A 25,458-nucleotide genomic window follows, 5' to 3' on the forward strand; every position below is an offset into this window, starting at 1 on the left:
GCGTATCGAGATCCCCGAGTCGGACGGTCGCAACTCCTGTCGACGGCGGACGAGCGATCTCGATGGCGCCGGATCGAGGGCGGACCGATACCGCCAGTGATACTATCGGAATGCCGTCAGTGTCCAAGATCCTCCAGCGCATGCGCAGCAGCCCGCAGGGCGTCCGCTTCGAGGATCTGGCGAAAGTGTGCGAGCACTGTTTCGGTGAACCGCGCCAGAGCCGTTCGTCGCATCGCGTGTACCGCACACCGTGGCCCGGCGATCCCCGGGTCACCATTCAGGACGATCACGGTCGAGCGAAGCCGTATCAGGTGAAGCAGGTGCTGGCGGCGATCGGGAGAAGGGGAGAGGAGAAGCGGTGAGCGATGCGGAGCACTACACGTACCGGGTCCGTTGGTCGGCGGAGGACGGGCAGTTCCTCGGAACCGCTGCCGAATTCCCCTCTCTCTCCTGGGCGGCGGACACCTCGTCCGCTGCGTTCTCGGGGATCCACGATCTCGTCGCGGACGTTCTGACCGACATGGCGGAGACGGGGGAGGAGCCGCCGTCCGCGCTGGGCGATCGGACCTTCTCCGGGCGCTTCCTCGTGCGGATCCCGCCTGAGCTCCACCGGCAGCTCGTGATCGAGGCGGCCGAGCAGCAGGTCTCGTTGAACAGCCTGGCGGCGACGCGGCTCGTCGGCGCCTGACGCATCCCCTCCCAGGCAACCCCGAGCGGGCGCTCGGCGCGCTCACTAGGGTCGAGGGGCGGCACACGCCGCCGCCCACCCGGAAGGTCCGCCCGTCATGCGCGTGTTCGGCTGCCCCCACTGCGAGGCCCGTGTCGAGTTCGAGGACGCCGCGTGCCTGCGCTGCGGCACCGCTCTCGCCTACGCGCTCGAGACCGACGAGCTCGTCGGGGCCGCGGGCCGGCTGCTCTGCCGCTACCGCGACACGATCGGCTGCACCTGGCTGCAGGAGGAGCTGACCGGCGGCGCCTGCGCCTCCTGCGCCCTCACCGGCGAGCGGCCGGTCGTCTACGACGCCGCCGTGCTCAGCCAGCTGACGGTCGCCGAGTTCGCCAAGCGCCGCCTGATCCGTCAGCTCCGCCACCTCGACCTGCCCGTGCACCGCCGCGAGAACGGCGTCGGACTCTCCTTCTGGCTCCTGTCCTCGGCGCAGCTCGGCTCCGTGACCACCGGGCACGCCGACGGAGTCGTCACCGTCGACCTCTCGGAGGGCAACGACGCGCACCGCGAGGCCCTCAAGGCGCGCCTGGGGGAGCCGTACCGCACGGTCCTCGGCCACTTCCGCCACGAGATCGGCCACTACTACTGGCAGCAGCTCGTCGAGGGCACCGACCTGCTGCCGGCGTTCCGCGCGCTGTTCGGCGACGAGCGCGCCGACTACGCGGACGCACTCGACGCGCACTACGGCGGGGCGTCGGGAGCGGACTGGGCGAGCGATCACATCTCGCAGTACGCGACGACGCACCCGTGGGAGGACTTCGCCGAGACCTTCGCCCACTACCTGCACATCGCCGACGCGCTCGAGACCACCGAGGCGGTCGGCATGAGCATCGACGGCCCCCGCGGCCGACTGCCGGAGTCGCTCGCGCACAGCGTGCACTCGAGGGGCGCCGATCGGGTCGCCAGCCTCGAGATGCCCGAGATCCTGCACCGCTGGCACGGCTTCTCGCTCGCACTGAACAGCGTGAACCGCTCGATGGGGAAGGACGACCTCTACCCGTTCGTCATCACTCCGGTGATCGCCGAGAAACTCGCCTGGGTGCACGAGCTGGTGCGCCGGGCCGAGTAGCCCGGTCGCGGGCGGCGGTCCTGTCGGCACCGCCGCCCGCCCGCGCTCACTTCTTCGTCAGCGACGACTCCTTGTGCGCGGCCTTCGCGTCGGTCTTGTCGCTCTGCACGATCCAGTAGGGCTCGTCGTCCGAGGCGTTGAACTTCTGGCCCTCGAAGTGGAACTCCTTCGTCTTCTTCTCGACCAGCTCGCCGTGGGTCTCGCCCTGCGAGGTGTTCCAGCTGATCTTGTCGCCCTTCTTCACGAAGCGGCTCCCTTCTCCTCGTCGCGCCGGGGCGCGGTTTCGCCACCGCGCGGCAGCACGATGGTGGTGGTGACGTCGACGATCGCGGGCTCGGCCGGCGCCGACGAGAAGCCGAAGCGCACGGGCGGAGTGAGCGGGCGCAGGCCCCCCAGATCGCTCCCGTCGAGCGACGCGGTGACTCCCCGCACCCGCCGGATCGTCCGCACGCCGTAGTACTCGCGCCGCCCGCCGCCCGCGGAGCCGGCGGTGCGGACACCGCGGACCAGCAGGGACGCGACGGGGGAGATCGCGGTCAGCCAGACGGGGTTCTCGGCGACCGGTCGCGGCACGATCCGGAGCAGCCGGCCCAGCGGAGTGACTCCGCCCAGCTGCAGCGCGACCTCCAGGCCACCTGCAGTGACCGCCAGGCCGCCGGCGATCCGCCGAGTACTGACCGGCGCGACCACGATCTCGTCGAAGGTGTACGTCGCCGAGATCAGGTCCGCGACATCGCGGGTCGGAGCGATGAGCATCCGGTGCCCGTCGGCCCGCTCGACCATCGCGTCCGAGAACGCGCCGAGCGGCGTGCGCTCCCACAGCCCCAGGACGAGGCGGGTGCCCGACGCCGTGCCGAACCCCGCGATGCGCCCGCGGAAGCGGAGGCGTCGCGAGGCCCTGCCGGCGGTGCTCATCAGGCCGAGCGGAGCAGCGTGAACGACGCGTCGCGGACGATCAGCGTCGTGACCTCGCCCGCCACGACCTGGTCCGGGTCGCTCGAGCAGGCGAGCTCCCACTCGGCGCCGGGCGCCTGGGGAATCGTGAACTCGACTCCGTTCTCGGCCGCGTTCAGCAGCAGGGCGAAGGAGGCGCTGCCCTCGTGCGTGAACACGAACGTGATCGAGCGGGCATCCGGGTTGTCCCAGTCCTCGTCGGCGAAGCCCTCGGCGTCCGAGCGGAGGATGTCGACCGTGTCGGGGCCGCCGTCGCCCGGGGCGCGGCGGAACCACTTGGGCTTCAGCGCCGGCTCGGCGGCGCGCAGCGCGATCAGCTCGCGGGTGAAGGCGAGCAGCTCGCGGTCCGCGTTCTCCCAGTCGAACCACGAGATCTCGTCGTCCTGGCAGTAGGCGTTGTTGTTGCCGCCCTGGGTGCGGGCGATCTCGTCGCCGCCCAGGATCATCGGCACGCCGGCCGAGAGCAGCAGGGTCGCCAGGAAGTTGCGGCGCATGCGGTCGCGCCGCTCGTTGACCGCCTCGTTCTCGGTCGGGCCCTCGGCGCCGTTGTTGGAGGAGCGGTTGTCGCTCTCTCCGTCGTTGTTGTCCTCGCCGTTGGCCGCGTTGTGCTTGCGCGAGTAGGCGGTGAGGTCGGCGAGGGTGAAGCCGTCGTGGGCGGTGACGAAGTTGACGCTCGACAGCGGCGAGCGCTTGTCGGCCTCGTACACGTCCGGCGAGCCGAGGATCCGCTGCGCGGTCGTGCCGAGCACGGAGTCGGCGCCGTGCCAGAAGTCGCGCACGTCGTCGCGGAACTTCCCGTTCCACTCCGACCAGTCGGCGGGGAAGCCGCCGACCTGGTAGCCCGCGGTGTCCCACGGCTCGGCGATCATCTTGACGGGGGCGAGCACCGGGTCCTGCGCGATGAGGTCGAGGAACGCGCTGTGAACCTCGGCCTCGCCGGTCTGACGCGTCAGCGTCGTGGCGAGGTCGAAGCGGAAACCGTCGATGTGCATCTCGGTCACCCAGTAGCGCAGCGAGTCCATGATGAGCCCGAGCGCGGCCGGGTGGCTCACGTTGAGGCTGTTGCCGGTGCCCGTGGTGTCGAAGTAGTTGGCGCGGTCCTCCTCCACCAGGCGGTAGTAGGAGCCGTTGTCGATGCCCTTGAACGAGAGCGTCGGGCCCTTGTCGTTGCCCTCGGCGGTGTGGTTGTAGACCACGTCGAGGATCACCTCGAGGCCGGCCTCGTGGAACGCCTTGACCATGGCCTTGAACTCGTCGACCTGCGAGCCGTCGTCGCCGGCGTGCGAGTACTCGTTGTGCGGGGCGAAGAAGCCGATGGAGTTGTAGCCCCAGTAGTTGCGCAGGCCCTTCTCCTCGAGGTGCGAGTCCTGCACGAACTGGTGCACGGGGAGCAGCTCGACCGAGGTGACGCCCAGGTCGGTGAAGTGCTTGATCGCGGCGGGGTGCGCGAGGCCGCGGTAGGTGCCGCGGACGTCCTCGGGCACGTCGGGGTGCAGCTGCGTGAAGCCCTTCACGTGCACTTCGTACACGACCGTGTCCTCGAGCGGGATGCGCGGGGCGGTGTCGCCCGACCAGTCGAAGGAGGAGGGGTCCGTCACGACGCACTTGGGCACGGAGGCGGCGGAGTCCGCGTCGTTGCGCGTCTCGGCGTCCTCGTAGAACTGGCCGAAGACGTCCTCGCTCCACGCGTAGGAGCCCTCGATCGCGGTCGCGTGCGGGTCGAGCAGCAGCTTGTGCGCGTTGTGGCGCAGGCCGTTCGCGGGGTCCCACGGGCCGTCGACCCGGAAGCCGTAGCGGGTGCCGACGCTCATACCGGGGACGATGCCGTGGAAGACGTGTCCGGTGCGGTCGGTGAGGGCGACGCGGGTCTCGGCTCCGGACTCGTCGAAGAGGCAGACCTCGACGCTGTCCGCGGTCTCGGAGTACAGGGCGACGTTGGCGCCGTCGTCGCCGCGGAGGGAGACGCCGAGCGGGTACGGGAAAGAGCGGGTGGTTGCGGGCATGCGACCATCCTGACGGGGCCCGCCCGAGACCTCGGGGTGCTTGTCGAGCGCCCGCGCTCCCGGTACTGTTCTGCGCCCTTCCGGCCGCTGCGGTCCGTCAGACCAGCGGAGCCGACCCGTCGGCCGTGAAGACGACCTTCCCGATCGTGCGGTCGGTGCCCGCCGCGCGCCGGGTCAGCACGTCGACGATCTCCTCGAGCGGATGCACGGCGCCGGCCTCCGCGCGCAGCTCGCCGGAGGCGGCGAGCGAGAGCGCCCGCCCGATCCGCTCGGCGGTCGCCACGACGATCAGGTTCCGCACGCTCGGCCGGTCGCGGCGGAGCGCTCCGACGGCCTGGGCGCCGAGCGCCGGTCCGTTCGGCACGAGGGTGACGACGCGCCCGCCCGGAGCGAGCAGGATCGCGGCGTCGTGGACCGCGAGGTGCCCCGACACGTCGACGACGACGTCGAAGCGGCTCGAGAGCACGCCGAGATCGAGGGCCCGGTAGTCGTGCGGTTCGGCACCCAGCCCGCGCAGCACGTCGGCGGAGGCGGCGGAGCCGGTCGCTGCGACCTCGCAGCCCGCGCGGACGAGCAGCTGCACGGTCAGCTGGCCGATCGCTCCGGAGCCGCCGCCCACCAGCACCTTCTGCCCCGCGCGCACGCGCAGGGCGTCGACGAGCCCGACGGCCGTTCCTCCGGACATGGCGAGGGTGACGCCCTGCACGAGGTCGAGCGAGGCGGGCAGGGGCACCAGGGAGCCGCCGCGCACCAGGGACGCATCGGCGAAGGCATCGCCGTGGCGGGTCATCCCGACCACGCGATCGCCGATCGAGACGCTGCTCGGGCCGGGACCGACGGCCTCGACGGTCCCGGCGATGTCGAGCCCGAAGCCCAGCGGCCGCGGCCGCCCGACGGCCATCACGCGGGCCGAGCCCGAGAGGATCTTCTCGTCGGTGGCGTTGATGCTCGCCGCGCGGGTGCGCACGAGCACCTCGCCTCGCCGGGGCATCGGCACCGGGGCGTCCCGCCACGAGAGCACGTCCGGTCCGCCGAACCGATCGTATCCGAGTCGTCGCATCGTGCTCCCGTCGTCCGTGCGGCGCCCGCCGCGTCGTTCGAGCCTAGGTCGTGTCGATCACGACCTCGCGTGCTCGCGACGGCGATCCCGTGTCCGACACGCCCCGGGCGCCGGGGAGGGAGCGGTTCCCGGTGATCCGCAAGGCCTCCGGCCGCCGGGGGCCCCGGTGCTACCGTGGCGCCCATGAGCGCAGACACGAGCCCCGAGTTCTCCGGCTGGACCGGCGAGGGACAGAGCGGCGCCGACCCCTCCGGTCCGGTGACCGACGCGGATCGACCCGACGACGTCCGCCCCGCGGACGCCGAGGTCGAGGAGAGCACGAGCGCGGACGAGAGCCGCGACCCGGACCACGGCTACGACGCGATGGCCGAGAGCGGCACCGAGAACGCCGCCGAGGACGAGGTCTCCGATTCCGAGGACGAGGAGGGGCTGCTGCCCCCCGGCAGCACCGCGGAGGGCAGCGGGACCTCGCTCGGCGCCGTGCCCGCCGAGGCCGCCCGCGAGGCCGAGCCCCTCGGCGAGCACGACGGCGAGGGCACTCCCGGCCAGCTCGCCGACGAGCGCTGGCGCACCAACGGAGTGAACCCGCTGGGCTGACGGCACGCGGAGGGGGTTGACCTCTCACCCCCGCAGGAGCGACACCCAGCTTCTCCCCCGGTTGCTCGGAGGTCGCGTCCCGGCTGGCCCCGTAGCGTGCCGGGAGCGCAGGGACCTCCTGCGCGGACGGGGAGTCCCATGTCGTTGTTCCTGAACCGCACCCGCGAGGTCCGTTGGACCCCGGACGAGCGGCGGGCGCTGGCGGAGGCCGTCGCCGAGGACCGCGCGGAGGTGTGGCGCGGGATCGGCGAGCTCGACCGCACGGTCGTCGTCTCGACCGAGGACCCGGGCACGCGAGGCGGCGCCCGCTGGCCGACCGACCACCGCGCCTTCCTCCGGGTCGAGCGGGGTTCCTCCGTGGTGCTCGCCACCGACGGGTTGAGCGACCCGTTCGACCGGCTGAGCCGCCCCGGCACCGGGCTGGGCCTGGAGCTCTGCCTCGAGAGCTCGGCGCTGCGCGGTGTGCCGGCTGCCGATCTGTGGAACCACTGGCAGTTCCGCCTGCTCTACGAGGCCGCCCGCCGCGCGGCACTGCAGGGCGTCTGCTGCCGGACCGGCGTCGACGTCGCCCGGCTCGACGGCGCCGCCGCCCCGCCGGCCTGGGCCGACGCCGACGGCGCGGTCGGAGTGCTGCTGGGGCTGCGCAGCCCGCGGCTGCCCGATCGCATGGAGCTCGCCACGGGCGACGTCGAACTGGTCACCCTGACGCCGCTGTGGCCGGAGGAGTACGCCTCGGCGAGCGCGGACGACGCGGCCTGCGCCGAGGTCGCCGCACGCCTGGCGGGTCTGCCGCACGACGAGCTGGTGCACACGGCGCGACCGCGCGTGGTGTGAGCCGCGTGGTCTGAGCCGCGTGCTCTGAGCCGCGGTCGTCGGAGCAGCGTCGCGCGAGCGGGGGAGGGCCCTCAGCCCTCCTGCGGCTCCGGCACCACGAGCATCTCGCCCGTGTTGTTCGCGCTCGAGACGAACTGCTCGATCCAGGCGCGGTTCAGCGCGGGCCTCTTGCTGCCGAAGAACCGGAAGTGCAGCGGAGTGGCCGGGTGGATCCAGACCGAGCTGCGCCCGTAGCCGCTCGACTCCGGCTCGGCCCACGAGAGGCTGAACGACTCGTTGCGGCGCATCTTGGTGAACATCGCCACCTTGAGGTGCGCGAGCATCCGGTCCTCGAAGTCGATCTCGAGCGATTGCGGTCCGTAGATCAGTCGTCCCATGGTCTCCACCTTGCCTTCGTGCGGCGCCCGGTGCGTTCACGGGGGCCGGGGCTCGGCCACGGGAGCCCCGGAGAGAGCCTACCCACCGTTCAGGGGACGCGTGACCGCGGAGGATCCGGACACGCGGGGGACGCGGAAACGCCCCGCCGACCGGATCCGAGGATCACGGCCGACGGGGCGCTGCGAGTTCTGAGGAACCGGCGAACCGGACTCCGGAGAAGTCAGGAGTCGGTGATTACTCGCCGACGCCGCGGATGTTTGCGGCCTGCGGGCCCTTGCGGCCCTGCTCGACGTCGTACTCGACGTGCTGGTTCTCGACGAGCTCGCGGTAGCCCTGCTTCGCGATGGCGGAGAAGTGCGCGAACACGTCGGCGCCTCCGTCGTCGGGAGCGATGAAGCCGAAGCCCTTTTCGGAGTTGAACCACTTAACGGTGCCAGTAGGCATTTCTTTTCCTTATGTGTTAATGACGCCTGCCGGAGCGGGCGTCGTCAGATTCCGCACGAGCGTGCGGTACCCGGACGGTTCCTCCTCCGCGCGGATGAAACACGCGTCGATCGGGAACAGCTCGGGTCGTCTTGGGGGCGGAGGGGACCTCCGCGGGGGAGAACGTCCCGCATTCCGACGGAGTCGGAGGGGCGGGGGTCGAACGAGGAACGTCGCGGCTTCCGCGGCGTCCTGTGAAGGGCGGTACCCGCCGGCGAGGCGGGCGTTCGAACCGCTGGATCGAGGTCGATGCCGTCGATCGGTGCTTCCCGGACCAGATCGATCTGGAGGGGGAGCGCGGTCTCTATCAGGGGCTGAGTCTCTTCGTCGTCTCCAGCGAGTGCGTGCTGGTGGTGGCGACTTCTCAGCCGTGGAATTCGGGCGATCGCCCAGGAGATGTCCTCAGCCTACGGGATCGGAGGCGCCGGGCGCGACCGCCGCGGCCGAAACGTGACGGGAGGAGACGTTCCACGGCGCGGAACCCGACAACTGAGGCCGATACGGAGCGCCTCCTGTATGCGACGATGCAGTCCACGGGGCCGTCGGCGGCCTCGAGTTCCCATTCCACCGCCCCCGTCCCGCGCGGCCCCCGCGCGATCGGGAGCCTGCAGAGCGGCGAGGCCCGACGGCGATGCTCCCCTCGACGGACCCGGGCGCGCCCGCGCCCCCGGAGCGCGCGGCCCTGCGCCGCGAGCAGTCCGAGGTGGGTCTGCGCTGCGCACGCCGGGCCCAGGGCGTCTTCACCGGCGCCTCCGCCGTGCACCTGCTCGTGCTCGAGCCCGCCGAGGCCCTCCGCGCTGTGCCGATCCTCCTCGTGCTGGTCCTCGCCGCCGGAGTGGTCCTCCTGCCCCGTCGGGCGCGCTCCACGAGCAGCGCCCGCCTCGTGGCACTCTCCTGCGCCCTGAGCCTCACCGCCCTCGTGATGTTCGTGCTCTCCGACCTCGACCTCCGCGCGCCGACCGTGCTCGGCTGCATCACGATGCTGGCGTCGATGGCCCTGCCGACTCCGATGCTCGCGCTCGGCGCCTCCCGCCGGCTCCCCGTGTTCGCCCTCGCCGGGCTCGTGCCGGTGCTCGCGCTCAGCACGGCCGCGACCTGGGAGTCCGGCCGCGCCTTCTTCGTCGCCCTCGCCGTCGTCGTGAGCTGGGCCGGCTGCTGGGCCATCGCGCGCTGGATCGCCGCCAGCGTCGAGCGCGCCGACATCGGCACCCGGCGACTCCGCACCGCCCACGACGCGGAGCGGCGGTCGAGCGAGGACGAGGCCCGCCGCCGCTACGACGCCCGGCTGATGCACGACACGATCCTGGCGACCCTCACCCTCGTCGCGCACCGGGGCGAGGGCGTCCCGGCGCAGACCCTGCGCGAGCGGGCCGCGGCCGACCTCGACCTCCTGCAGCGCCTCGAGCGCTCGGAGGAGCCGCCGCAGGACGCGCCGGGCGACCTGCCCTGCACTCTGCTGCCCGAGCGGTTCGCCGCGGTCGACCGCCGGTACCGCGCCCTCGGCCTCGAGATCTCGTGGCACGCGGGCGACGGCGGCGTCCCCGCGCACGCCCTCGAGCCGCTCGCGCGGGCGACGGGCGAGTGCCTCGAGAACGTGCAGAGGCACTCCGGGGTCCGCGCGGTCGACGTCACGGTCGAGCAGGACGAGCGCGAGGTCCGCGTCGCCGTCTCGGACGCCGGGGCCGGCTTCGACCCGCGCGCGGTCCCGGCGGGCCGGCTGGGCCTCGCGGAGTCGGTGCGCGGGCGCCTCGAGGCGGTCGGCGGGTCCGCCCGCGTGTTCTCCGCCCCGGGCGCCGGCACCACGGTCCTGATGCGGGTGCCGCGATGAGCGGGCCGGAGCGCCCCGCCGGCACGCTCCTCGCCCTCGTCCGCGCGGCCGAGACGGGGCCGGGATCACTGCGCGCGGTGCGCACCCAGATCCAGCGCACCCACCAGCTGACCGCGAGCTACCTGGGCCTGGGCTTCCTCACGGTCGCCGGCCTCGTGATGGTTCGCGGTGTCTTCTCCTACTCCTGGTCGTGGAACGCCGGTTCGGCGGGTGTGCTGACCGGAGCGGCGTGGCTCGCCGTCATCGCGGCGTTCGTCGCGGGGGCGGTCAGCGCCCTGCTCCGCCGCGGCGAGCTGGGGCTGCGCACCTTCACGGCGGTGATGATCGTCGACGCGGCCGCCTTCGCCCTCGAGATCGCCGATTCGGCGCGGCCGGGCTCCTCCGGGGTCTACTACCCGTCGATCTGCGTGGGAATCGGGGCGACGCTGCTCGGGCTGATGGCCTTCCACCCGCTGTCGCGGACCTACGGGGCGCTGGGGCTCCTGCTCGGGCTGAGCGTCGCGACCCTCGCCGTGCAGAGCGTCACGGCTCCCGGAGGCACCGGGATCGGCACGACCATCACGCTGCTGGCGGTCGCCCCGACCGTGTTCTGCGCGATGATCCTCTCGACCGTCGACGAGCACGTGCACCGCAAGCTCGACCGCACCCTCACCGACAGCATGATCGACGCGCCGGGCACCGGGCCGGGCAGCCTCGCGGCGTCCGAGCTGGCGAGCATCGACGGCCGGGTGGAGGAGCTCCTCGCCCGGATCAGCGGGGCGGCGCCCGGAGACCTCGACGAGCGGACGGGCGAGCAGGGCCGGCTGCTGGGCGACGAGCTGCGCAGCGCCCTCGCCCGCAGCCACGACCGCACGTGGCTCCGCATCGCCCTGGACGAGTCCGCGCACCTCTCGGGCGCGGTCGTGCTCGACGACCCGGACCGGCTCGCCGCGTCGCTCCTGCCGCCGGACCGGGCGCGGCTGCTGTCCGTCCTGTGGCTCCTGACCGAGCCGAGCGCGCCGTCGCGCCCGCGCGTCGAGGCGGTGTTCCGCACGGTGCGGAGCGCAGGGGACCCGCCGCGACCGACGATCCTCTCGATCGGAGTGACCGCGCTCGGCACGCGTCCGCGCGAGCTGGACTCCGCGGTCTGGGGCATCCTCGGCGAGCTGGGCGCCTACCGCGTGCACCAGGACACCGTCGGCACCGCCGTCCACCTCGAGCACTCGCTCGAGCAGAACCCCCGCGACAGGAGCAGGACCCCGTGAGCACTCCCGCGAGCCGCCCCGAGGACGCCCCGCCGATCACCCTGGCGATCCTCGACGACCACCCGATCCTGCTCCGCGCGCTGTCGGAGTGGATCCGTCGGTCCCAGGCGCAGATCGACGTGGTCGCGACCGCGGCCAGCTGGACGGCGCTCCTGGGTCATCCCGCGTTCCCGAGCGACGTCGTGCTCCTCGACATCGATCTCGGCGACGATCTCGACCTCGCGATGAAGATCCGCACGCTGCGTGCGGCCGGAGCGGCGGTGGTCATCATCAGCACGCACGCCGGGGCCGAGACCATCGGCCGGGCGCTGCAGGCGGGCGCTCGCGGCTACGTCGTCAAGAGCGAGCCGACGGAGGTGATCATCGAGGCGATCCGGACGGCCGCGGCCGGCGGCGTGTTCGCCACCGATCGCACCCGCGCCCTGCTCGAGGGCGAGGGGATCGGCACCCTGACCCCGCGCGAGCGCCAGGTCATCGGCCTGTTCGTCGAGGGTGTGTCGCTGAAGCAGGTCGCGACCCAGCTGCGCATCACCCAGGACGCGGCGCGCAGCTGCCTCCGCAGCGCCCGCGCGAAGTACCGCGAGGCGGGTGTCGACGCGGGCACGCGGATCGCCCTGCGGCGTCAGGCGCTGCGGGACGGCATCATCGGACGGCCCTGACGCGGAGTCTCATACCGTCTCGCGCCGCTTCTGCCGCGCGGGCTCCGCCGGGCGGTCGTGGCCGTTCCAGACCGAGATCACGCCCCAGACGACCGCGGCGATCGGCACCGCCAGGACGGCGCCCACGATGCCCGCGAGCACGGTTCCGATGGTCAGGGCGACCAGCACGATCAGCGGGTGCAGCTTGAGGGAGCGGGCCATCAGCACCGGCTGGAGGAAGTTGCCCTCGAGCTGGTTGACGGCGATGACGACCAGGATCACGATCAGCGCCGGGATCGGACCGTTGGCCACGAGCGCGACCAGTGCGGCGAGGATGCCGGCGGCCGTCGCTCCGACGATCGGGATGAAGGCCGTGAGGAACACGATCACCGCGAGCGGGATCGCCAGCGGGACGCCGATGATCGCCAGCGCGATGCCGATGCCGACGGCGTCGACGGCCGCGACGGTCGCCGTGCCGCGCACGTAGTCGCCGAGCACGTCGACCACCTTGGTGCCGACGCGCTTGGCGCGGTCGTAGCTCTCGCCGACGAACGGGCGCAGGAGGAACTCCCAGATCTTCGGTCCGTCCTTCATGAAGAAGAAGAGCACGACGATCATGAGCACGAGTCCGGTGACGAAGTTGGCGGCGGCCGCGGCTCCCGCAAGAGCGCCGGAGCCGAAGCTGCTCGAGGTGAGGAAGTCGACGACCGTCGTGCGGGCGTCCTCGATCTGCTGCTCGTCGATCTCGAACGGCAGGTGCTGCACGTAGTCCTGGAGCGACGCGATGCCGTCGGAGGCGCGGTTCACGAGATCGTCCCACTGGTTGCGGACGGCGACCGTGATGAGCCAGCCCACCGCGCCGAGGACCGCGAGCAGCCCCAGGAGCGAGAGCCACGTCGCGAGGATCGACGGCACGCCCTTGCGCCGCAGCCACGCCAGCAGCGGATGGATGGCCGACGCCAGGATGATCGCGATCATCACCGGGATCAGCACCAGGGTGAGCTGCGTCATCGCGAAGACCAGGATCGAGGCGAGCGCGAGGATCACGATCACCTGGAGGCAGCGCAGGGCGAACCGGCCCAGCCCGTCGGACCACACCGTCCGGCGCGGCACCGGCACGGGAGCCGGCTCGGGTGCGGACGTGGCTGCGGGAGAGGGTGCGGTGTGCGCGGTGGCGGGGCGCGCGGTGGCGCGCCGGTCGAAGATGCCCATGGGGGAAAGGTACGGGAAGGGGGCTTCCGTCCGCGGTGGCTTGACGGCGGGCGCGCGGCACAGGGTCGTCCTCCCGACTCGACTCACCGAGTGCACTCAGAACTGCTGATTCCGTCGTAAATCTCGCCGCAAGGGCGGGAAAGTTACCAGAAACGCGACGATTCGGGGGCAGGACCGCGCCTTTCCCTTGCCGCCGCGACGGATCGCGCACTAGGGTCGCCATGTCCATGCAGGTGCATGGGGTGCGGCACCCGAAGCCGCGCTGCAGATCCGCACCTGCTGAGCAGCCTCCCGCGGGCGGGAACCCGAATCCCCGCCCGCGCCGGAGCGCACCGCCTCACCGCGAGAACCCGAACCTCTCGCGTGCCGCGGCCGGGAACCCGAAACTCCCGGCCGCGGATCGGCGATCACTCACCCCCGAGACACCCTCTTCCCTGGAGATCCCGCATGCCCAGCACCCCCGTGAGGGGTGACTCCGGCGCGCCGTCGCGCGCTCCGAAGCACTCCGGCGCGCCCGCGCACTCGACCCGCCGCTCCCTCGTCCGCGCCGCCGTCTGGAGCGCTCCCGTCGTCGCCGTCGCCCTCGCGACGCCGGCGGCGGCCGCCTCGGAGGTGCCGCCCGCGCCGCTCCCGGATCAGCGCACCTCCGATGCGACCCTCTCGTTCGACACCTTCGTCAGCTGGTCCGCGCAGTGGGTCGGGAGCACTCCGACCGCCACCGTCACGCAGGTGCAGATCCAGAACCAGTACTGGCACGCCTCCTCGGTCGGAGCGCCCGTCCCCGTCCTCTCGGTGCGGATCTGCTATCCGGCCGCGGCGCACGCCGGAGCCGCTCCCACCGCCGTCTCGGGATCGGGCTGGCGCTTCGTCGCCGCGGTCCCGCTGGCCGACGGGTCGGTCGACTACGTCTTCACCTGGTCCGGCCCCGCCCTCGAGCCCGGCCGCTCCACTCCGCAGCTCGAGTACGTCGTCCCGGTCGTCGCCTCGGGACTCGTCGGGGAGGCGTCGGCTCCGAACGCCGACCCGGTCCGCCGGTAGGAACGCCGGAGGCCGCCCGCCCCCGGAGGGACGGGCGGCCTCCGTGGCGCCTACGCGGGGACCCGCACCGTGAGCCCGCCGGGCTCGATCCAGGTGCGGAACGCCGAGGTCGACCCGAACGGATCGCCGTCGAGCTCGATCTCCTGCGCCTTCTCCAGGCGCACGACCAGCTCGCGGCCCTTCACGTAGCGCAGGGCCGAGACCTCCTTGGTGAGCCCCATGAGCTTCTGGCCCACGACTCCGCTGCGCCGCAGCACACCGTTCTCCCACACCACCTTGAAGATGATCTGGGCCCAGCCGAAGAACCCCTCGGGCCGCAGCAGCACGATGTCGAACTCGCCGTCGTCGACGGCCGCATCCGGCAGCAGCAGGATGTTCGCCGGCAGTGCGCCGCAGTTGCCCACGATGATCGTGTGCGCGCGCACCTTGCGGACCTTCGAGCCGTCGAGGCGGTAGCGGAACTCGAGCTGGTTCTTGTCCAGCAGGGCCTTCCGCAGCGCATCCACGTAGGCGAGCCAGCCGGCCCGCTTCTTCAGGTCGTCGTCGGTGTTCGCGAGCATCTTCGCGTCGATGCCGAGCCCGGCCATCACCACGTAGGCGCGGCGGTCGCGGCCGTGGTCGGTCTCGATGTCGATCATCCCGATGTCGATCGCGCGGTCGGCGCCCGAGAAGGCGACCGTGAGCGCGTTGTCGATGTCGTCGAGGGTGAGGTTCAGGTTCCGGGCGAGCAGGTTGCCGGTGCCGGAGGGCAGGAGCCCGAGCGCGATGCCGGAGCCGTGCAGCGCCTCGGCGACGACGCGGACCGTTCCGTCGCCGCCGGCCGCGATCACCATGTCGACGCCGGCCTCGATCGCCTCGCGGGTCTGCCCGGCTCCGGGATCCTCCACGGAGGTCTCGAGCCACAGCGTCTCGGCCCAGCCGGCGGCCTCCTCGGCGCGCGACACCGCGGCCTTCACCGAGTCGAGGTCGACCTTGACCGGGTTGTAGACGAGTGCGGCGCGGCGGGGCTCAGACATCGGAGCCGCTCTCGTCGTCCTCGACGCGTCCGGGACGCACGGCGGCGTCCTCGCGGATGTCGATGCGCGTGTCGCCCGCCTCGGTCGTCGACACGTCGATGCGCGGCGCCGCGTCCGCCTCGGTGGCCTGCGGGGCACTGGTCAGCTGGTCTCGGCGATCGTCCGCCGTCTGGTCGCTCATCCCCGGAAGCTAGCAGGACGTCAGCTGCACGCGCGCGGGCTTGCGCAGGGGCGTCACCGTCCCTGCGACCGGGCCGCTTGCAGCCCCCAGAGCACCAGCGGGACCTGCAGCGGCAGGCGCAGGAGCGTGATCGCGCGCGTCCGCGGCCGCCGCGCGTCGCGGGCCATCTGCACGTTGCCGGGGAACACGGCGGCCATCAGGGCGGCGGAGGCGATCCCACCGATCGCGCGCGTCGGCGGCCAGGCGGTGGCCGCGGCGCACGCCAGCTCCGCCACTCCGGAGACGAGGACCCACCCGCGCGCCGAGCCCGGCATCCCGCGGGGGACCACGGCGTCGAAGGTCCGCGGATGCACGAGGTGCACGACTCCCGAGACCGCCATCGCTCCCACCAGGATCCGCGGGCCCGCGCCGAGCGGCACCGGGCGGCTCATCGGCCCTGCGCCCCGCGCTCGAGCGGAGCGACGTGGTCGAGGATCCGCCGCCACTCGCGCACCAGGGCCAGTCGTCCCGTCCCGGCGACGCTCGCGGTGCGCGCATCGGCGAGACGACCGCGGTACCAGCGGCCGTCCTCCGTGCCGGCGACCGGGTCGTCCTCGCCGGTCACGACGAGCACCGAGGCGGTCACCGCGTCGAGCTCGTCGGCCCAGCTCCCGTCGCGCAGGGCCGCGAGGTCGGTCGCGGCGCCCAGTGGGCCCTGCCGCCAGCCCTCGCCGAGCATCCGCTCGAGCCGGTTGCGCAGTCCGCGGGTGCCCGCGAGAACGGGGTCCTCGGGATCGATGCCGAGCGCGTCGAGCCCGGGAGGACCCTCCGGCAGCGTGCCCGCGAGGGTCCCCGCGTCCTCGCCGGGCAGCACCTCGCGGCGCTCCCACGCTCCGGTCCGCTGGACGAGCACGCCGGCCTGCGGAGGAGCGGGCGTGCCGACGAGCGCGATGCGGTCGACGAGATCGGGGTGGCGGGCGGCGAGCGAGAGAGCGAAGGCGCCTCCGGACCCCCAGCCGACCACGCCGACGCTGCCGAACTCGGCGCCGTCGATGACCCGTGCGGTCCGCTCGGAGCGGCGCAGGTACTCGGCGAGGTCGTCGGCCCGGTCCTGCACGCGGGCGTGCCGCGGATCGACGGGGTCGGAGGCGCCGTACCCCGGTCGGTCGAGGATGAGCAGGTGCAGGCCCCAGGGCCCGGTCACCAGCGGATCGGGGTCGAAGCCGCCCGCTCCGGGCGTGGGATGGCAGAAGACGACGAGCCGATCGGCGACGGGATCGCCCGCCGCCGAGACTCCGATGCCCCGGCCCGACCGCAGCTCGAAACGGTGGTTCGCCATGTGACCTCCCCAGAACCCGCCGTCTCTCAGCGGTGACCCCAGTCAACCGGAGGACGGGGTCGGATCTCAGGCCCTTGACCGCGGACCGGGTGCCTCCTGCTGCGCCCGGGCGTATCGTGACGCCATGGCTGATCAACGACCGATCGGATACTGGCTGACCCTCGTGGAGCGCCTCGTCGACGAGCGCTTCTCGGTCACCCTCGAGGAGCACGGAGTGACCCGGCGGCAGTGGCAGCTGCTGCAGCAGCTGCAGCGCGGGCCCTCGCCGCTCGCCGAGCTCGACCGGGCCCTCGCCCCGTTCCTCCGGGCGCCCACCGCGGCGGACCCGGCCGGGGAGTCGGCGGCGGAGCAGCTCGCGGAGCTCCTCGAGAGCGGCTGGGTCGAGGCGCGGTCCGAGCTCTACGCGCTCACGGAGCGCGGCGAGGTGGCGACCGCGCGGCTCGAGGAGGTCGTCGCTTCGCAGCGCGCGAGCGCGACCGCGGGCGTCGCGGAGGAGGAGTACGAGATCACGGTGCGCACGCTGCAGACCATCGCCGGCAACCTCGGTGGGAGCGAGCCGGCCTGACGCCCGCTCCTGTCACCTCCCCGCAGGCCGCCGCTACCCCCTGCCGGACGGCGCGCTCCAGGAGCAGAGTGAGATCGGCCGGCAGAGCGCCGGGCGAAGGGAGAGCAGCATGAGCAGCGACCGCACCACCGGTGACGACACCGAGAAGACCGAGGACCTCCCCGACGGAACCGGCACCGACACCTCCGAGGGCGGCGGCGACACCGACACCGTCTCGGGCGGCGAGCCGGACGACGAGTAGTCGCACCGATCCCTCAACGGGAAGAGGGGCGGAGCCGGATCACCGGCCCGCCCCTCTCGTCGTCTCCGCGAGGGTCCGCGTCAGACCAGCGGTCCGTCGCTCTCGCTCGTGCGGCGGGTGACCTGCTCGCCGCTGGCCGGGTCGACCGCCGAGCGCGTCGTCGAGACCGCCTGGCGGCGGCGGGTCATCAGGACCAGCCCGAGGACGAGCCCCACTGCACCGGCGGCCATCAGGATGTAGCCGATCAGCGCCAGATCGATCCCCGACACCTGCACGTCGACGGCGAACGCGAGTACCGCTCCGACGACGAGGAGGAAGATCCCTGCTCCGATGCTCATGAGTGCTCCTTCTGCGTGCCGCCGGTCGGCGCGGGGGCGCACGAGGGCACCGGCGTGCGATCGCCCCACGGTAGACCCCGGCGGGTCCTGTCCGGAGGGCCTTCCGGTGTCGAGCCCGGAGGTGTAGGACTCAGGAGATCCTCAGCATCACCCGGGTCCGGTCCCCGCGGCTGACGAGGCGCTCGATCACCATGAAGATCCGGTACTCGAGGCGGTACTTCCCGAGGAACACGCGCCCGAGCCGCTCGACGGTGTCCTCGTCGGACACGATGCGCGCCGTGCCCTCGACGACGGTCGCTCCCTCCTGCACACGGCCGCGGCGGTCGCACGGCACGAGCGTCACGCGGGGGTCGTTGCGCAGGCGCTTGACCTTCCCGCTCTTCCGGGGCGTGGTCACGATCAGGTCGTCGCCGTCGCGGGCGATCCACACCGGGGTCGATACCCCGACCCCGGTCCTGCGGAAGGTGGTGAGCGAGACGAACGAGGCACCGGCGAGGTCCGCGAGTGCGGGGGAGAGGGTCATCCTCGAAGAGTAGGTGCGCGCGGGCCAGTCTCCGCAAGCCTGCGGCGCCTCCGGGTCGGTCCAGGGGGAGCGCCGTAGGGTGGGGGCATGACCGACCCGACGCCCCTGATCGGTCCGACCGAGGCGCCCGAGCTGCACGTGATGAGCTACAACATCCGTCGCCGCATGCCCCGCCTCACCTCGCGCGCCGTCGACCTGTGGGACCGGAGGCAGCCCCTGATCCGCCGCCTGCTCGAGGCCGAGCGCCCGTCGATCCTCGCGGTGCAGGAGGCGATGCCCGACCAGGCGGAGTTCGTGCAGGAGGTGCTCGGCTCCTCCTTCGAGGGGATGGGCTTCGGCCGCGACCCCGATCGCAGCGGCGAGCGCGTGATGCTCTTCGTCGACCGCAGCCGCTTCGCGGTGCGCCACTGGTCGCAGATCGCCCTGTCCGAGACTCCGGACGTCGCGGGCTCGCGCAGCTGGGGCAACCGGATCCCGCGCACGGCCGTGATCGCCGAGCTCGTCGACCACGCGGTCAACCGCGAGCTGACCGTGGTCGCCACCCACTTCGACCACCTCTCGCGCAGCAGCCGGCTCCGCTCGGCGCAGCTCCTGGCCGAGCGGGTCACCGCGCTCGGCCGGCCCGCGATCGTGATGGGCGACGCGAACACCGACGTCGGATCCGATCCCTACCGCGCCCTGCTCGACGGCGGGGGTCTCGCGGACTCGTGGGTCGTCGCGCAGCGCACCCTCACGCCCGCGTGGGGCACCTACTCCAACTACCGCGCGCCGCGCTCCGGACGGAGGATCGACTGGCTGACCGTCACCGCGGGAGCCTTCGACGTGGTCTCGGCCGGGATCAACGCGGTCCGCTACGACGGAGCGGCCCCGTCCGACCACGAGCCGGTCCAGGCCGTGCTGCGGTTCACGGCGCCGTGAGCGCCGCCGTCCTCGTCGAGACGTTCCTCGAGCCGCCCCGCACCCGGGGCGAGTGGTTCGCCGACATCGTCCGGGCGCTCGGAGTCGCCAGCATCGTCGCCGCCGGCATCGGCTGGGGCTTCGTCGACGTCGCGGTGTTCGCCCTCTCGTCGATCGGCCTCGTCCTCACCCGGTTCCTCGGCGTCCGCCCCGCGCTCGACGCGGCGTTCGGAGTCTCGCTGCTGGTCGCCTCCTGGAGCAGCGTTCTCGAGCTCTACCAGGCCTGGGCGGCCTGGGACCTGGTCGTGCACTTCACCCTGAACGGACTCGCGGCGGCCGTCGCCTACGTCGTCGCCGCGCACGCCGGAGTCGTACCGACGGTCGCCGGGGAGCGCGGACCGCTCGCCCCCGCGATCGTGCTCTGCGCGTGCTTCGGCACCACCGCCGGCGTGCTGTGGGAGTGGGGCGAGTGGGCCGGCCACACGTTCATCGACGGCGCGATCTTCGTCGCCTACGAGGACACCCTCGCCGACCTGGCGGCGGGCGCCCTCGGCTCGATCCTGGCCGGCGCTCTCATGCGCTTCTGGTCGGCGAAGAGCCGGGTGCGGAGCCCGGAGCACGCGTCGGTCTGACAGGTCCCGCTCGCACCACCGCGCGCAGCGCACTCCGCTCACACCACCGCGCGCAGCGCGCCCAGCACCGCCGTCCGCGCCGGGCTGCCGCGGCTCGAGCGGCGCCAGGCGGCCGAGACGACCCGCGTCGACACCGGATCGACCGCGGGCACCGCGACGACCCGCTCCGGCAGCGGCTCGCGGCCCAGGCGGGGCACGAGCGCCACGGCCGCGCCCGCCTCGACGAGCGCGATGTGCGTGCTGAAGTCCTCGTCGTAGTAGGCGATGACGGGCTGTCGCCCGGTGCCGGCGAAGGTGCGCAGGAGCCAGGCGTGGCAGATCGCCCCGGCGGGGATGCTCACCCAGGTCTCGTCGGCGAGCCGGCTCGGCGCGAGCGTCGGGCTCCCCGCGAGGGGGTGGTCGCGGTGGATCAGGATGTCGGCGCGGTCCTCGAGCAGCGTCGCGGTCTCGATCGTCGACGGCAGATCGAGCGAGAGGCCGGGCCAGTCGTGCAGCACGGCCAGATCGGCCGCTCCGCGCTCGAGCCGCTGCGCCGCCTCCCACGGGTCGAGCTCGTCGAGCGTGATCCGGAGTCGGGGCGCGCGCTCGCGCAGCACGGCGAGGGCCGGCACGAGCAGCCCGCGCATCGCCGTCGAGAACGCGGCGACCCGCAGGGTGCCGGTGATCTCCTCCGCCGGCGCCGCTCCGAGGTGCTCGAGCGCCTCGAGTTCGGCCAGGAGGCGCTCGCCGCGCTCGGCGAGCGTGCGCCCGTGCTCGGTGAGGAACACCGAGCGGCCCGCGCGCTGCGCCACCGGCCCGCCGGACTGGCGCTCGAGCCGCTTGAGCTGCTGCGACACGGCGGACGGAGTGAAGCCCAGCGCCTCGGCGGCCGCGGCGACGGTCCCGCAGTCGCGCACGGCGATCAGGGCGCGGAGGGCCGAGGGCTCGATCATGAACGAACGCTACCGGGTCGGCGGTAGCGACCTGCGCTGGTGCTGTCGGTTCGCGTCGGACAGTCTCGAGGCATGTCCCGTCGCCACAGCCTCCTCGCCCTCGTCGTCGTCCTGCTGTGGGGGCTGAACTTCGTCGTAATCGACGTCGGCCTCGCCGACGTGCCGCCCCTGCTGTTCCTGGCGATGCGCTTCGCGGTGGTGGCGGTGCCGGCCGTCTTCTTCGTGCCGCGTCCCGAGGCTCCGCTGCGCACCGTCCTCGTCATCGGCGCCTTCATGAGCCTGGGGCAGTTCGCTCTTCTCTACCTGGCGCTCGCCCTCGGCATGCCCGCGGGTCTCGCCTCACTCGTGGTCCAGGCGCAGATCGTGCTGACGGTGCTGATCGCCGCCGTCGTCCTGCGCGAGCGGCCCACGCCGCGCCAGCTCGCGGGTCTCGGGGTCGGGGTGGCGGGCCTGGTGATCGTCGGCATCGCCCACGGCACGACCGCGCCGTGGCTGCCGTTCGTCGTCTGCCTCGGCGGAGCGCTGTCGTGGGCGATCGGCAACGTGCTCACCCGCCGCGCGAAGGGCGCCTCCGGACTCTCGCTCGTCGTGTGGTCGGCGCTCGTCGTCCCGGTGCCGGCGCTGCTGCTCTCGCTCCTCGTCGACGGAGGCCCCGCCGTCGCGAGCGCACTGTCGGGCCTCACTCCGGCGGCGGTGCTCAGCACCCTCTACACGGCGGTGTTCGCCTCGCTCGTCGGCTACGGCATCTGGAACTCGCTGCTCGCCCGGTACCCGGCGGCGTCGGTCGTGCCGTTCACTCTGCTGGTGCCGGTCGTCGGCGTCCTGTCGGCCTGGGCGCTACTGGGCGAGGCGCCCTCGGCCGGCGAGCTGGTCGGAGGGGCGGTGATGGTCGCGGGACTCGCCGTCGCGACGATCCGCCGGGTGCGTCCGGATCCGCTGCTGGCCGCTGTCGGTCCTCCGGCGTAGCGTTCCTCCCATGTGCGGCCGCTTCGCGATGGACTCCGAGACCGATGAGCTGATCCGCGAGTTCGTCGCGGCAGGCGGGAGGGCCGCCGACTGGGCGCCCGACTTCAGCGTCGCCCCCACCGACTCCGCGCCGATCGTGCGCGAGCGCCTCCACGACGGAGCGGTCGAACGCGAGGTCGAACTGGCCTCGTGGGGCTTCACGCCCTCGTGGGCGAAGGGCAAGGGGCCGTCGCCGATCAACGCCCGGCTCGAGACGGTCGCCTCGAACGGCCTGTTCCGCGGGGCCTTCGCGAAGCAGCGGGCGATCGTCCCGATGCGCGGCTACTACGAGTGGCAGACGCTCGCCGACGGCAAGCAGCCGTGGTTCCTGCACGGCGAGGAGCCGATCCTCGCGGCCGCCGGTCTCTACACGGCGAAGAAGGACGGCGAGGCCTGGCGGGTGTCGTTCACGATCATCACCCGCGAGGCGCGCGACGCCTCGGGCGAGGTGCACGACCGGATGCCCGTCTTCCTCACCGACGAGGTCCGCGACGTGTGGCTGTCGCCCGAGCCCCTCGACTCCGCGGAGGAGATGCTCGCGACGCTCGACGGCGCCTCGGCCGCGATGGCCTCGACGATCACGGCGTACCCGGTCGACCGGCGCGTCAACAACTCCCGCACGGTCGATCGGCGCGACCCGTCGGTCCTGGAGCCTGTGGAGCTCTAGTCCCGACGGGGTCGTGCCATCAGGCGACTACGCCGTTCCTGCGTGTCCCGGGAACGGCTTGCCGTTCAGGTGCACCTCGCCCGGCGGCACCTCGACGTCTCCGACGTCGTCCGGTCCGCCCGTGCCGGGCACCGTCTTGACCTCGGCGTCGCCCGAGACCTCGGTCGCGCTCGCATCCGGGGCGCTGTCCTGCTTCGCCGCGGTCTCGCGCTCGCTGCCGGGCGACTCCGTCATGTCCTTCTCGATCGTCTCGCTCTCGCTCGACGTGGGCGCCGCAGCGCCGTCGGGCTTCCCGATGGTCGAGCCCTGGTCCTCGAGAGTCGATCCCTGATCCGCGTGGTCCGTCATGTCTGTTCCCTCCGTTGGAATGCCCCCACGCTACGTGCGCCCCGGAGGTGGGACACCCGCTTGACAGCGCCTCTCGGCCCCTACGGAGGGGTCGCCCGACGTACTACCCTGGAGCGACGGTCGCACCGGGGGGCGCGGCACACGCCGCAGCACCCACCGCGCGAGGAGGAACCCCGTGGCATCGCACCGGACGGGCGAGACCCGAGTCATCGGCTCGACGGTCGGCGACCGCTACACGATCGAGGAGCTCATCGGCCGGGGTGGCATGGCCACCGTCTACCGGGCCCGCGACGAGATCCTCGGCCGGTCGGTGGCGCTGAAGATGTTCGCGGCCGGCATCGACGACGCGCAGGACCTGCAGCGCAAGTCCTCCGAGATCCGGCTGCTCGCGGCCCTCAACCACCCCGCCCTGGTCACGCTGTACGACGCGCACGACGGCGGCGACGACACCGGCGGCCAGGCGTACATGGTGATGGAGCTCGCCGAGGGGCCGAGCCTGTCGGAGCGACTCGCCTCGGGGCCCGTCGCCCCCAACGACGTCGCGTCGATGGCCGCCGATCTCGGCGAGGCCCTGCACACGGTGCACGCGGCCGGAGTCGTCCACCGCGACGTGAAGCCGTCGAACGTCCTGCTCGTGCCGAGTCCGCTGACCAGCCGCGAGTTCCGGCCCAAGCTCGCCGACTTCGGCATCGCCTACCTCATCGACGCGACCCGCATCACCTCGCCCGGCACGCTGATCGGCACGGCCGCGTACCTCAGCCCCGAGCAGGCTCACGGCGATCCGCTGACCGCCGCGAGCGACATCTACTCCCTCGGCCTGGTGCTGCTCGAGTCGCTGACCGGCAAGCGCCCGTTCACGGGCTCGGCGATCGAGGTGACCCTCGCGCGGCTGCTGCGCGACCCCGAGGTGTCGGCGTCGCTGGGCAGCGGCTGGTCCGCGCTCCTGGGCTCGATGACGCAGCGCGAGCCGGAGGAGCGCCCGTCGGCGCTCGAGGTCGCCGAGTCCGCCCGCAAGCTGATCGACCCGCGCCGCGACGGACCGCCGACGGCGATCGTCGTGCCCGATGTGCCCCTCACGGCCGCCCGGACGCAGCTGCTCGACGCGACCGCCGAGGCGACGGCGGTGTACCCCGTCCCCGAGCACGGCACCGCGGCGACCACCCTCCTGCCGGCCGAGACCGCGGCGGCTCCCGTGGCTCCGACCGCCCCCGCCACTGCGACGACCGCTCTCCGGCGCGAGCCCGAGCGCCGCCGCGGGCCCAACCCGTGGCTGCTCGTGCTGGTGCTCGCGCTCGTCGCGATCGCGGTGGGACTCGCCGTCGTCCTGCTCGGCGGCGACCAGCAGACGCCGCTGCCCGCCGTCGACGGCGAGCTCGGCGAGCACCTGCAGCGCCTGCGCGAGAGCATCCGCTCGTGATCACGCGCCGCACCTGGCCGGCCGCCGTCGTGACCGCGGTCCTCCTGCTCTCGGGCTGCTCCGCCGCCGACCCGTCGATCGACGACGCCACCGCGCAGACCCTCGACGACGCGGTCGTCGCGGTCGCGGAGCGCGCCTCCGCCGACGACTTCGCCGGCGCCCTCACCGAGCTCGAGGCCCTGCAGGCCGCCCTCGCCGCGGCCCTGACGTCCGGCTCCGTGACCCAGGAGCGGGCCGCGTCGATCCAGGCCGAGGTGGACGTGGTGCGCGGCGACCTCGAGGCGGCGACCGCGGCCGGCGAGGCTCCGGAGCCCGCTCCCGTCGAGACCGAGGAGGCTCCGGATCCCGAGGAGCCCGTCGAGGAGACCCCCGTCGAGGAGGAGCCGGTCGAGGAGGTCCCGGTCGAGGAGGCCCCGGTCGAGGAGACTCCGGCTCCCGTCGAGACCGAGGAGGAGGCGCCCTCTCCGAGTCCCGAGGAGACGGCACCCGTCGAGGAGGAGGCTCCGGAGCCCGAGGAGTCGGAGCCGGCCGAGGAGGCTCCCGCGAACGGGAACAACGGCAACGGGAACAGCGGCAACGGCAACAGCGGCAACGGGAACAGCGGCACCGGGAACGACGGGAACAACGGCAACGGGAACGGCGGCAACGGCAACGGTTCCGGGAACGGCTGAGCCGCTCCCGCGTCCGGCCGTCAGTCGTTCGTCGCGACCACCGCGAAGTCCGCGTCGAGATCGACGTCCACGTCGGTCCCGTCCTCGCGCGTGACCTCCACGTCGAAGGCGTGGTCGGCGTCGTCGCTGCGCTCCGCCTCGGTCACCGTGCCGCCGCCGACCGCCGCGAGGGCCGCCTCCGAGGCGCGCGCCAGGTCGTCGCCGGTCAGGTCGTCGGGGTCGACGACCCCCGAGGTCGAGGTGTCGTCGCCGCCCTGGGACGCTCCGCCCTCGGCGGATCCGCTCGCGGGGCGCCCGTCGTCGTCGGCGTCCACCGACAGCACCGCGAACGCGTCGTCGAGGCGCACGTCGTACTCGAGTCCGTCCTCGCCGCGCAGCTCCAGCTCGTAGCCGGGGGCTCCGTCGTCGTCGCGCTCGGCCGAGGTCACGGTGCCCCCGCCGATCTCCTCGAGGGCCGCGTCGCTCGCGCGCTCGAGGTCCGCTCCGGTCAGGCGGTCGGATCCCTCGAAGCCGTCGGTCGCGGCGTAGGCGATCCCGGTGCCCGCTCCGAGGAGCACGACGACTCCGGCGACGGCGGTGATGATCTTCGTCTTCTTCTGCATGATCCGCTCCTACTCCGGCGCCGGTCCTCGACGCCGTGAC

General features: G+C 73.0%; 33 protein-coding genes. 17 read left to right on the top strand and 16 right to left on the bottom strand.

What is annotated here, in order from left to right; genetic code table 11:
- The first annotated feature begins 110 nt into the window (after nt 1-110).
- From ASF48_RS03100 to ASF48_RS03110, 3 genes are all read left to right on the top strand, one after another.
- Nucleotides 111-362 (top strand): toxin HicA, encoded by a 252-nt coding sequence (locus tag ASF48_RS03100; RefSeq protein ID WP_055786216.1) that lies wholly within the window; start codon nt 111-113, stop codon nt 360-362.
- Nucleotides 359-688, top strand: coding sequence for a type II toxin-antitoxin system HicB family antitoxin (locus ASF48_RS03105; protein WP_055786218.1), 330 nt, complete (start codon nt 359-361; stop codon nt 686-688). The genes ASF48_RS03100 and ASF48_RS03105 overlap by 4 nt, the downstream gene beginning before the upstream one ends.
- 97 nt (nt 689-785) lie before the next feature.
- On the top strand, nt 786-1,796 hold the full coding sequence (locus ASF48_RS03110; RefSeq protein WP_055786222.1) for a zinc-binding metallopeptidase family protein: 1,011 nt from the start codon (nt 786-788) through the stop codon (nt 1,794-1,796).
- Between the two features lie 46 nt (nt 1,797-1,842).
- Here ASF48_RS03110 and ASF48_RS03115 read toward each other — a convergent pair whose 3' ends face one another.
- The 4 genes from ASF48_RS03115 to ASF48_RS03130 form a co-directional block, all read right to left on the bottom strand.
- Nucleotides 1,843-2,040 (bottom strand): DUF2945 domain-containing protein, encoded by a 198-nt coding sequence (locus ASF48_RS03115; protein ID WP_055786225.1) that lies wholly within the window; start codon nt 2,038-2,040, stop codon nt 1,843-1,845.
- Nucleotides 2,037-2,711 (bottom strand): hypothetical protein, encoded by a 675-nt coding sequence (locus ASF48_RS03120; protein ID WP_055786228.1) that lies wholly within the window; start codon nt 2,709-2,711, stop codon nt 2,037-2,039. Before ASF48_RS03120 ends, ASF48_RS03115 begins: the two co-directional genes overlap by 4 nt.
- Complete coding sequence (glgX, locus tag ASF48_RS03125; protein ID WP_055786231.1) at nt 2,711-4,753, bottom strand: glycogen debranching protein GlgX; 2,043 nt, start codon at nt 4,751-4,753, stop codon at nt 2,711-2,713. Before glgX ends, ASF48_RS03120 begins: the two co-directional genes overlap by 1 nt.
- Nucleotides 4,754-4,850: 97 nt before the next feature.
- Nucleotides 4,851-5,813 carry a quinone oxidoreductase family protein gene (locus ASF48_RS03130; protein ID WP_055786234.1) on the bottom strand — a complete coding sequence of 321 codons (963 nt, stop codon included), beginning with the start codon at nt 5,811-5,813 and terminating at the stop codon, nt 4,851-4,853.
- Between the two features lie 183 nt (nt 5,814-5,996).
- Here ASF48_RS03130 and ASF48_RS03135 point away from each other — a divergent pair, with 183 nt between their 5' ends.
- Both ASF48_RS03135 and ASF48_RS03140 read left to right on the top strand, forming a co-directional pair.
- Complete coding sequence (locus tag ASF48_RS03135) at nt 5,997-6,410, top strand: hypothetical protein (RefSeq protein WP_055786237.1); 414 nt, start codon at nt 5,997-5,999, stop codon at nt 6,408-6,410.
- 138 nt (nt 6,411-6,548) lie between these two features.
- A complete protein-coding gene (locus ASF48_RS03140) occupies nt 6,549-7,244 on the top strand; it encodes a hypothetical protein (protein WP_055786242.1) in 696 nt (231 codons plus the stop codon).
- Between the two features lie 71 nt (nt 7,245-7,315).
- Here ASF48_RS03140 and ASF48_RS03145 read toward each other — a convergent pair whose 3' ends face one another.
- Both ASF48_RS03145 and ASF48_RS03150 read right to left on the bottom strand, forming a co-directional pair.
- Nucleotides 7,316-7,621 (bottom strand): DUF7882 family protein, encoded by a 306-nt coding sequence (locus ASF48_RS03145; RefSeq protein WP_055788845.1) that lies wholly within the window; start codon nt 7,619-7,621, stop codon nt 7,316-7,318.
- Nucleotides 7,622-7,856: 235 nt separating this feature from the next.
- Nucleotides 7,857-8,066, bottom strand: coding sequence for a cold-shock protein (locus ASF48_RS03150; protein WP_055786246.1), 210 nt, complete (start codon nt 8,064-8,066; stop codon nt 7,857-7,859).
- A 670-nt stretch (nt 8,067-8,736) separates the two neighbouring features.
- Between ASF48_RS03150 and ASF48_RS03155 the strand changes: the two genes are divergently transcribed.
- Genes ASF48_RS03155 through ASF48_RS03165 form a run of 3 tightly spaced genes read left to right on the top strand, consistent with a single transcriptional unit; the run spans nt 8,737 to nt 11,836 of the window.
- Complete coding sequence (locus ASF48_RS03155) at nt 8,737-9,933, top strand: sensor histidine kinase (RefSeq protein WP_055786249.1); 1,197 nt, start codon at nt 8,737-8,739, stop codon at nt 9,931-9,933.
- A complete protein-coding gene (locus ASF48_RS19610; protein ID WP_055786252.1) occupies nt 9,930-11,177 on the top strand; it encodes a hypothetical protein in 1,248 nt (415 codons plus the stop codon). Before ASF48_RS03155 ends, ASF48_RS19610 begins: the two co-directional genes overlap by 4 nt.
- A complete protein-coding gene (locus tag ASF48_RS03165; RefSeq protein WP_055786255.1) occupies nt 11,174-11,836 on the top strand; it encodes a response regulator transcription factor in 663 nt (220 codons plus the stop codon). Before ASF48_RS19610 ends, ASF48_RS03165 begins: the two co-directional genes overlap by 4 nt.
- Nucleotides 11,837-11,845: 9 nt before the next feature.
- Here the strand turns inward: ASF48_RS03165 and ASF48_RS03170 are convergent, their stop codons facing one another.
- Nucleotides 11,846-13,027: an AI-2E family transporter gene (locus ASF48_RS03170; protein WP_055786258.1), complete on the bottom strand. Its 1,182-nt coding sequence runs from the start codon at nt 13,025-13,027 to the stop codon at nt 11,846-11,848.
- 447 nt (nt 13,028-13,474) lie between these two features.
- On the opposite strand from ASF48_RS03170, the gene ASF48_RS03175 reads away from it, so the two are divergent.
- Nucleotides 13,475-14,065 (top strand): hypothetical protein, encoded by a 591-nt coding sequence (locus ASF48_RS03175; RefSeq protein ID WP_055786260.1) that lies wholly within the window; start codon nt 13,475-13,477, stop codon nt 14,063-14,065.
- Nucleotides 14,066-14,115: 50 nt separating this feature from the next.
- Here ASF48_RS03175 and ASF48_RS03180 read toward each other — a convergent pair whose 3' ends face one another.
- From ASF48_RS03180 to ASF48_RS03195, 4 genes are read right to left on the bottom strand one after another with little or no spacing between them, the layout of a single operon-like run.
- Nucleotides 14,116-15,081, bottom strand: a complete 966-nt coding sequence (locus ASF48_RS03180) for a diacylglycerol/lipid kinase family protein (RefSeq protein WP_055786265.1) — start codon at nt 15,079-15,081, stop codon at nt 14,116-14,118.
- Entirely contained in the window at nt 15,074-15,262 is a 189-nt protein-coding gene (locus ASF48_RS03185) for a hypothetical protein (protein ID WP_055786268.1), read from the bottom strand. The genes ASF48_RS03180 and ASF48_RS03185 overlap by 8 nt, the downstream gene beginning before the upstream one ends.
- Before the next feature lie 53 nt (nt 15,263-15,315).
- Nucleotides 15,316-15,693, bottom strand: coding sequence for a DoxX family protein (locus ASF48_RS03190; protein ID WP_200930957.1), 378 nt, complete (start codon nt 15,691-15,693; stop codon nt 15,316-15,318).
- The gene (locus tag ASF48_RS03195; RefSeq protein WP_055786270.1) at nt 15,690-16,580 is read right to left on the bottom strand and encodes an alpha/beta fold hydrolase; all 891 of its coding nucleotides are present in this window, start codon (nt 16,578-16,580) and stop codon (nt 15,690-15,692) included. Before ASF48_RS03195 ends, ASF48_RS03190 begins: the two co-directional genes overlap by 4 nt.
- A 124-nt stretch (nt 16,581-16,704) precedes the next feature.
- On the opposite strand from ASF48_RS03195, the gene ASF48_RS03200 reads away from it, so the two are divergent.
- Both ASF48_RS03200 and ASF48_RS20005 read left to right on the top strand, forming a co-directional pair.
- A complete protein-coding gene (locus ASF48_RS03200; RefSeq protein ID WP_055786273.1) occupies nt 16,705-17,145 on the top strand; it encodes a hypothetical protein in 441 nt (146 codons plus the stop codon).
- 109 nt (nt 17,146-17,254) lie between these two features.
- Nucleotides 17,255-17,386: a hypothetical protein gene (locus ASF48_RS20005; protein ID WP_268788495.1), complete on the top strand. Its 132-nt coding sequence runs from the start codon at nt 17,255-17,257 to the stop codon at nt 17,384-17,386.
- An 80-nt stretch (nt 17,387-17,466) separates the two neighbouring features.
- On the opposite strand, the gene ASF48_RS03205 is transcribed toward ASF48_RS20005, so the two are convergent.
- Nucleotides 17,467-17,724, bottom strand: a complete 258-nt coding sequence (locus ASF48_RS03205) for a DUF6458 family protein (RefSeq protein ID WP_055786276.1) — start codon at nt 17,722-17,724, stop codon at nt 17,467-17,469.
- Nucleotides 17,725-17,854: 130 nt separating this feature from the next.
- Nucleotides 17,855-18,247, bottom strand: coding sequence for a PPOX class F420-dependent oxidoreductase (locus ASF48_RS03210; protein ID WP_055786280.1), 393 nt, complete (start codon nt 18,245-18,247; stop codon nt 17,855-17,857).
- 87 nt (nt 18,248-18,334) lie between these two features.
- Between ASF48_RS03210 and ASF48_RS03215 the strand changes: the two genes are divergently transcribed.
- The gene (locus ASF48_RS03215; protein WP_055786283.1) at nt 18,335-19,165 is read left to right on the top strand and encodes an endonuclease/exonuclease/phosphatase family protein; all 831 of its coding nucleotides are present in this window, start codon (nt 18,335-18,337) and stop codon (nt 19,163-19,165) included.
- Nucleotides 19,162-19,776 (top strand): hypothetical protein, encoded by a 615-nt coding sequence (locus ASF48_RS19245; RefSeq protein WP_055786286.1) that lies wholly within the window; start codon nt 19,162-19,164, stop codon nt 19,774-19,776. The genes ASF48_RS03215 and ASF48_RS19245 overlap by 4 nt, the downstream gene beginning before the upstream one ends.
- Before the next feature lie 38 nt (nt 19,777-19,814).
- Here ASF48_RS19245 and ASF48_RS03225 read toward each other — a convergent pair whose 3' ends face one another.
- Nucleotides 19,815-20,708, bottom strand: coding sequence for a LysR family transcriptional regulator (locus ASF48_RS03225; protein ID WP_055786289.1), 894 nt, complete (start codon nt 20,706-20,708; stop codon nt 19,815-19,817).
- Between the two features lie 72 nt (nt 20,709-20,780).
- On the opposite strand from ASF48_RS03225, the gene ASF48_RS03230 reads away from it, so the two are divergent.
- Nucleotides 20,781-21,674, top strand: a complete 894-nt coding sequence (locus ASF48_RS03230; protein ID WP_055786291.1) for an EamA family transporter — start codon at nt 20,781-20,783, stop codon at nt 21,672-21,674.
- 10 nt (nt 21,675-21,684) lie between these two features.
- Complete coding sequence (locus tag ASF48_RS03235; RefSeq protein ID WP_082480955.1) at nt 21,685-22,380, top strand: SOS response-associated peptidase; 696 nt, start codon at nt 21,685-21,687, stop codon at nt 22,378-22,380.
- Nucleotides 22,381-22,407: 27 nt separating this feature from the next.
- Here the strand turns inward: ASF48_RS03235 and ASF48_RS03240 are convergent, their stop codons facing one another.
- Nucleotides 22,408-22,728: a hypothetical protein gene (locus ASF48_RS03240; protein ID WP_055786294.1), complete on the bottom strand. Its 321-nt coding sequence runs from the start codon at nt 22,726-22,728 to the stop codon at nt 22,408-22,410.
- Nucleotides 22,729-22,903: 175 nt separating this feature from the next.
- Here ASF48_RS03240 and ASF48_RS03245 point away from each other — a divergent pair, with 175 nt between their 5' ends.
- The gene (locus ASF48_RS03245; RefSeq protein WP_055786297.1) at nt 22,904-24,145 is read left to right on the top strand and encodes a serine/threonine-protein kinase; all 1,242 of its coding nucleotides are present in this window, start codon (nt 22,904-22,906) and stop codon (nt 24,143-24,145) included.
- Nucleotides 24,142-24,816, top strand: a complete 675-nt coding sequence (locus tag ASF48_RS03250) for a hypothetical protein (RefSeq protein ID WP_055786300.1) — start codon at nt 24,142-24,144, stop codon at nt 24,814-24,816. Before ASF48_RS03245 ends, ASF48_RS03250 begins: the two co-directional genes overlap by 4 nt.
- Before the next feature lie 20 nt (nt 24,817-24,836).
- Here the strand turns inward: ASF48_RS03250 and ASF48_RS03255 are convergent, their stop codons facing one another.
- The gene (locus ASF48_RS03255; protein ID WP_055786303.1) at nt 24,837-25,418 is read right to left on the bottom strand and encodes a PepSY domain-containing protein; all 582 of its coding nucleotides are present in this window, start codon (nt 25,416-25,418) and stop codon (nt 24,837-24,839) included.
- Nucleotides 25,419-25,458 lie beyond the last annotated feature (40 nt).

The sequence above is a fragment of the Rathayibacter sp. Leaf299 genome, from assembly GCF_001423055.1.
In the GTDB taxonomy this organism is placed as follows: domain Bacteria; phylum Actinomycetota; class Actinomycetes; order Actinomycetales; family Microbacteriaceae; genus Rathayibacter; species Rathayibacter caricis.

Coding starts and splice junctions, on each gene's coding strand:
- ASF48_RS03120 (WP_055786228.1), bottom strand. CDS start 2,711: ATGAGCACCGCCGGCAGGGCCTCGCGACGCCTCCGCTTCCGCGGGCGC.
- ASF48_RS03190 (WP_200930957.1), bottom strand. CDS start 15,693: ATGAGCCGCCCGGTGCCGCTCGGCGCGGGCCCGCGGATCCTGGTGGGA.
- ASF48_RS03155 (WP_055786249.1), top strand. CDS start 8,737: ATGCTCCCCTCGACGGACCCGGGCGCGCCCGCGCCCCCGGAGCGCGCG.
- ASF48_RS03150 (WP_055786246.1), bottom strand. CDS start 8,066: ATGCCTACTGGCACCGTTAAGTGGTTCAACTCCGAAAAGGGCTTCGGC.
- ASF48_RS19610 (WP_055786252.1), top strand. CDS start 9,930: ATGAGCGGGCCGGAGCGCCCCGCCGGCACGCTCCTCGCCCTCGTCCGC.
- ASF48_RS03200 (WP_055786273.1), top strand. CDS start 16,705: ATGGCTGATCAACGACCGATCGGATACTGGCTGACCCTCGTGGAGCGC.
- ASF48_RS03110 (WP_055786222.1), top strand. CDS start 786: ATGCGCGTGTTCGGCTGCCCCCACTGCGAGGCCCGTGTCGAGTTCGAG.
- ASF48_RS03185 (WP_055786268.1), bottom strand. CDS start 15,262: ATGAGCGACCAGACGGCGGACGATCGCCGAGACCAGCTGACCAGTGCC.
- ASF48_RS03235 (WP_082480955.1), top strand. CDS start 21,685: ATGTGCGGCCGCTTCGCGATGGACTCCGAGACCGATGAGCTGATCCGC.
- ASF48_RS03130 (WP_055786234.1), bottom strand. CDS start 5,813: ATGCGACGACTCGGATACGATCGGTTCGGCGGACCGGACGTGCTCTCG.
- ASF48_RS03180 (WP_055786265.1), bottom strand. CDS start 15,081: ATGTCTGAGCCCCGCCGCGCCGCACTCGTCTACAACCCGGTCAAGGTC.
- glgX (WP_055786231.1), bottom strand. CDS start 4,753: ATGCCCGCAACCACCCGCTCTTTCCCGTACCCGCTCGGCGTCTCCCTC.
- ASF48_RS03205 (WP_055786276.1), bottom strand. CDS start 17,724: ATGAGCATCGGAGCAGGGATCTTCCTCCTCGTCGTCGGAGCGGTACTC.
- ASF48_RS03175 (WP_055786260.1), top strand. CDS start 13,475: ATGCCCAGCACCCCCGTGAGGGGTGACTCCGGCGCGCCGTCGCGCGCT.
- ASF48_RS03210 (WP_055786280.1), bottom strand. CDS start 18,247: ATGACCCTCTCCCCCGCACTCGCGGACCTCGCCGGTGCCTCGTTCGTC.
- ASF48_RS03140 (WP_055786242.1), top strand. CDS start 6,549: ATGTCGTTGTTCCTGAACCGCACCCGCGAGGTCCGTTGGACCCCGGAC.
- ASF48_RS03240 (WP_055786294.1), bottom strand. CDS start 22,728: ATGACGGACCACGCGGATCAGGGATCGACTCTCGAGGACCAGGGCTCG.
- ASF48_RS03135 (WP_055786237.1), top strand. CDS start 5,997: ATGAGCGCAGACACGAGCCCCGAGTTCTCCGGCTGGACCGGCGAGGGA.
- ASF48_RS03145 (WP_055788845.1), bottom strand. CDS start 7,621: ATGGGACGACTGATCTACGGACCGCAATCGCTCGAGATCGACTTCGAG.
- ASF48_RS03255 (WP_055786303.1), bottom strand. CDS start 25,418: ATGCAGAAGAAGACGAAGATCATCACCGCCGTCGCCGGAGTCGTCGTG.
- ASF48_RS03230 (WP_055786291.1), top strand. CDS start 20,781: ATGTCCCGTCGCCACAGCCTCCTCGCCCTCGTCGTCGTCCTGCTGTGG.
- ASF48_RS03215 (WP_055786283.1), top strand. CDS start 18,335: ATGACCGACCCGACGCCCCTGATCGGTCCGACCGAGGCGCCCGAGCTG.
- ASF48_RS03195 (WP_055786270.1), bottom strand. CDS start 16,580: ATGGCGAACCACCGTTTCGAGCTGCGGTCGGGCCGGGGCATCGGAGTC.
- ASF48_RS20005 (WP_268788495.1), top strand. CDS start 17,255: ATGAGCAGCGACCGCACCACCGGTGACGACACCGAGAAGACCGAGGAC.
- ASF48_RS03225 (WP_055786289.1), bottom strand. CDS start 20,708: ATGATCGAGCCCTCGGCCCTCCGCGCCCTGATCGCCGTGCGCGACTGC.
- ASF48_RS03100 (WP_055786216.1), top strand. CDS start 111: ATGCCGTCAGTGTCCAAGATCCTCCAGCGCATGCGCAGCAGCCCGCAG.
- ASF48_RS03170 (WP_055786258.1), bottom strand. CDS start 13,027: ATGGGCATCTTCGACCGGCGCGCCACCGCGCGCCCCGCCACCGCGCAC.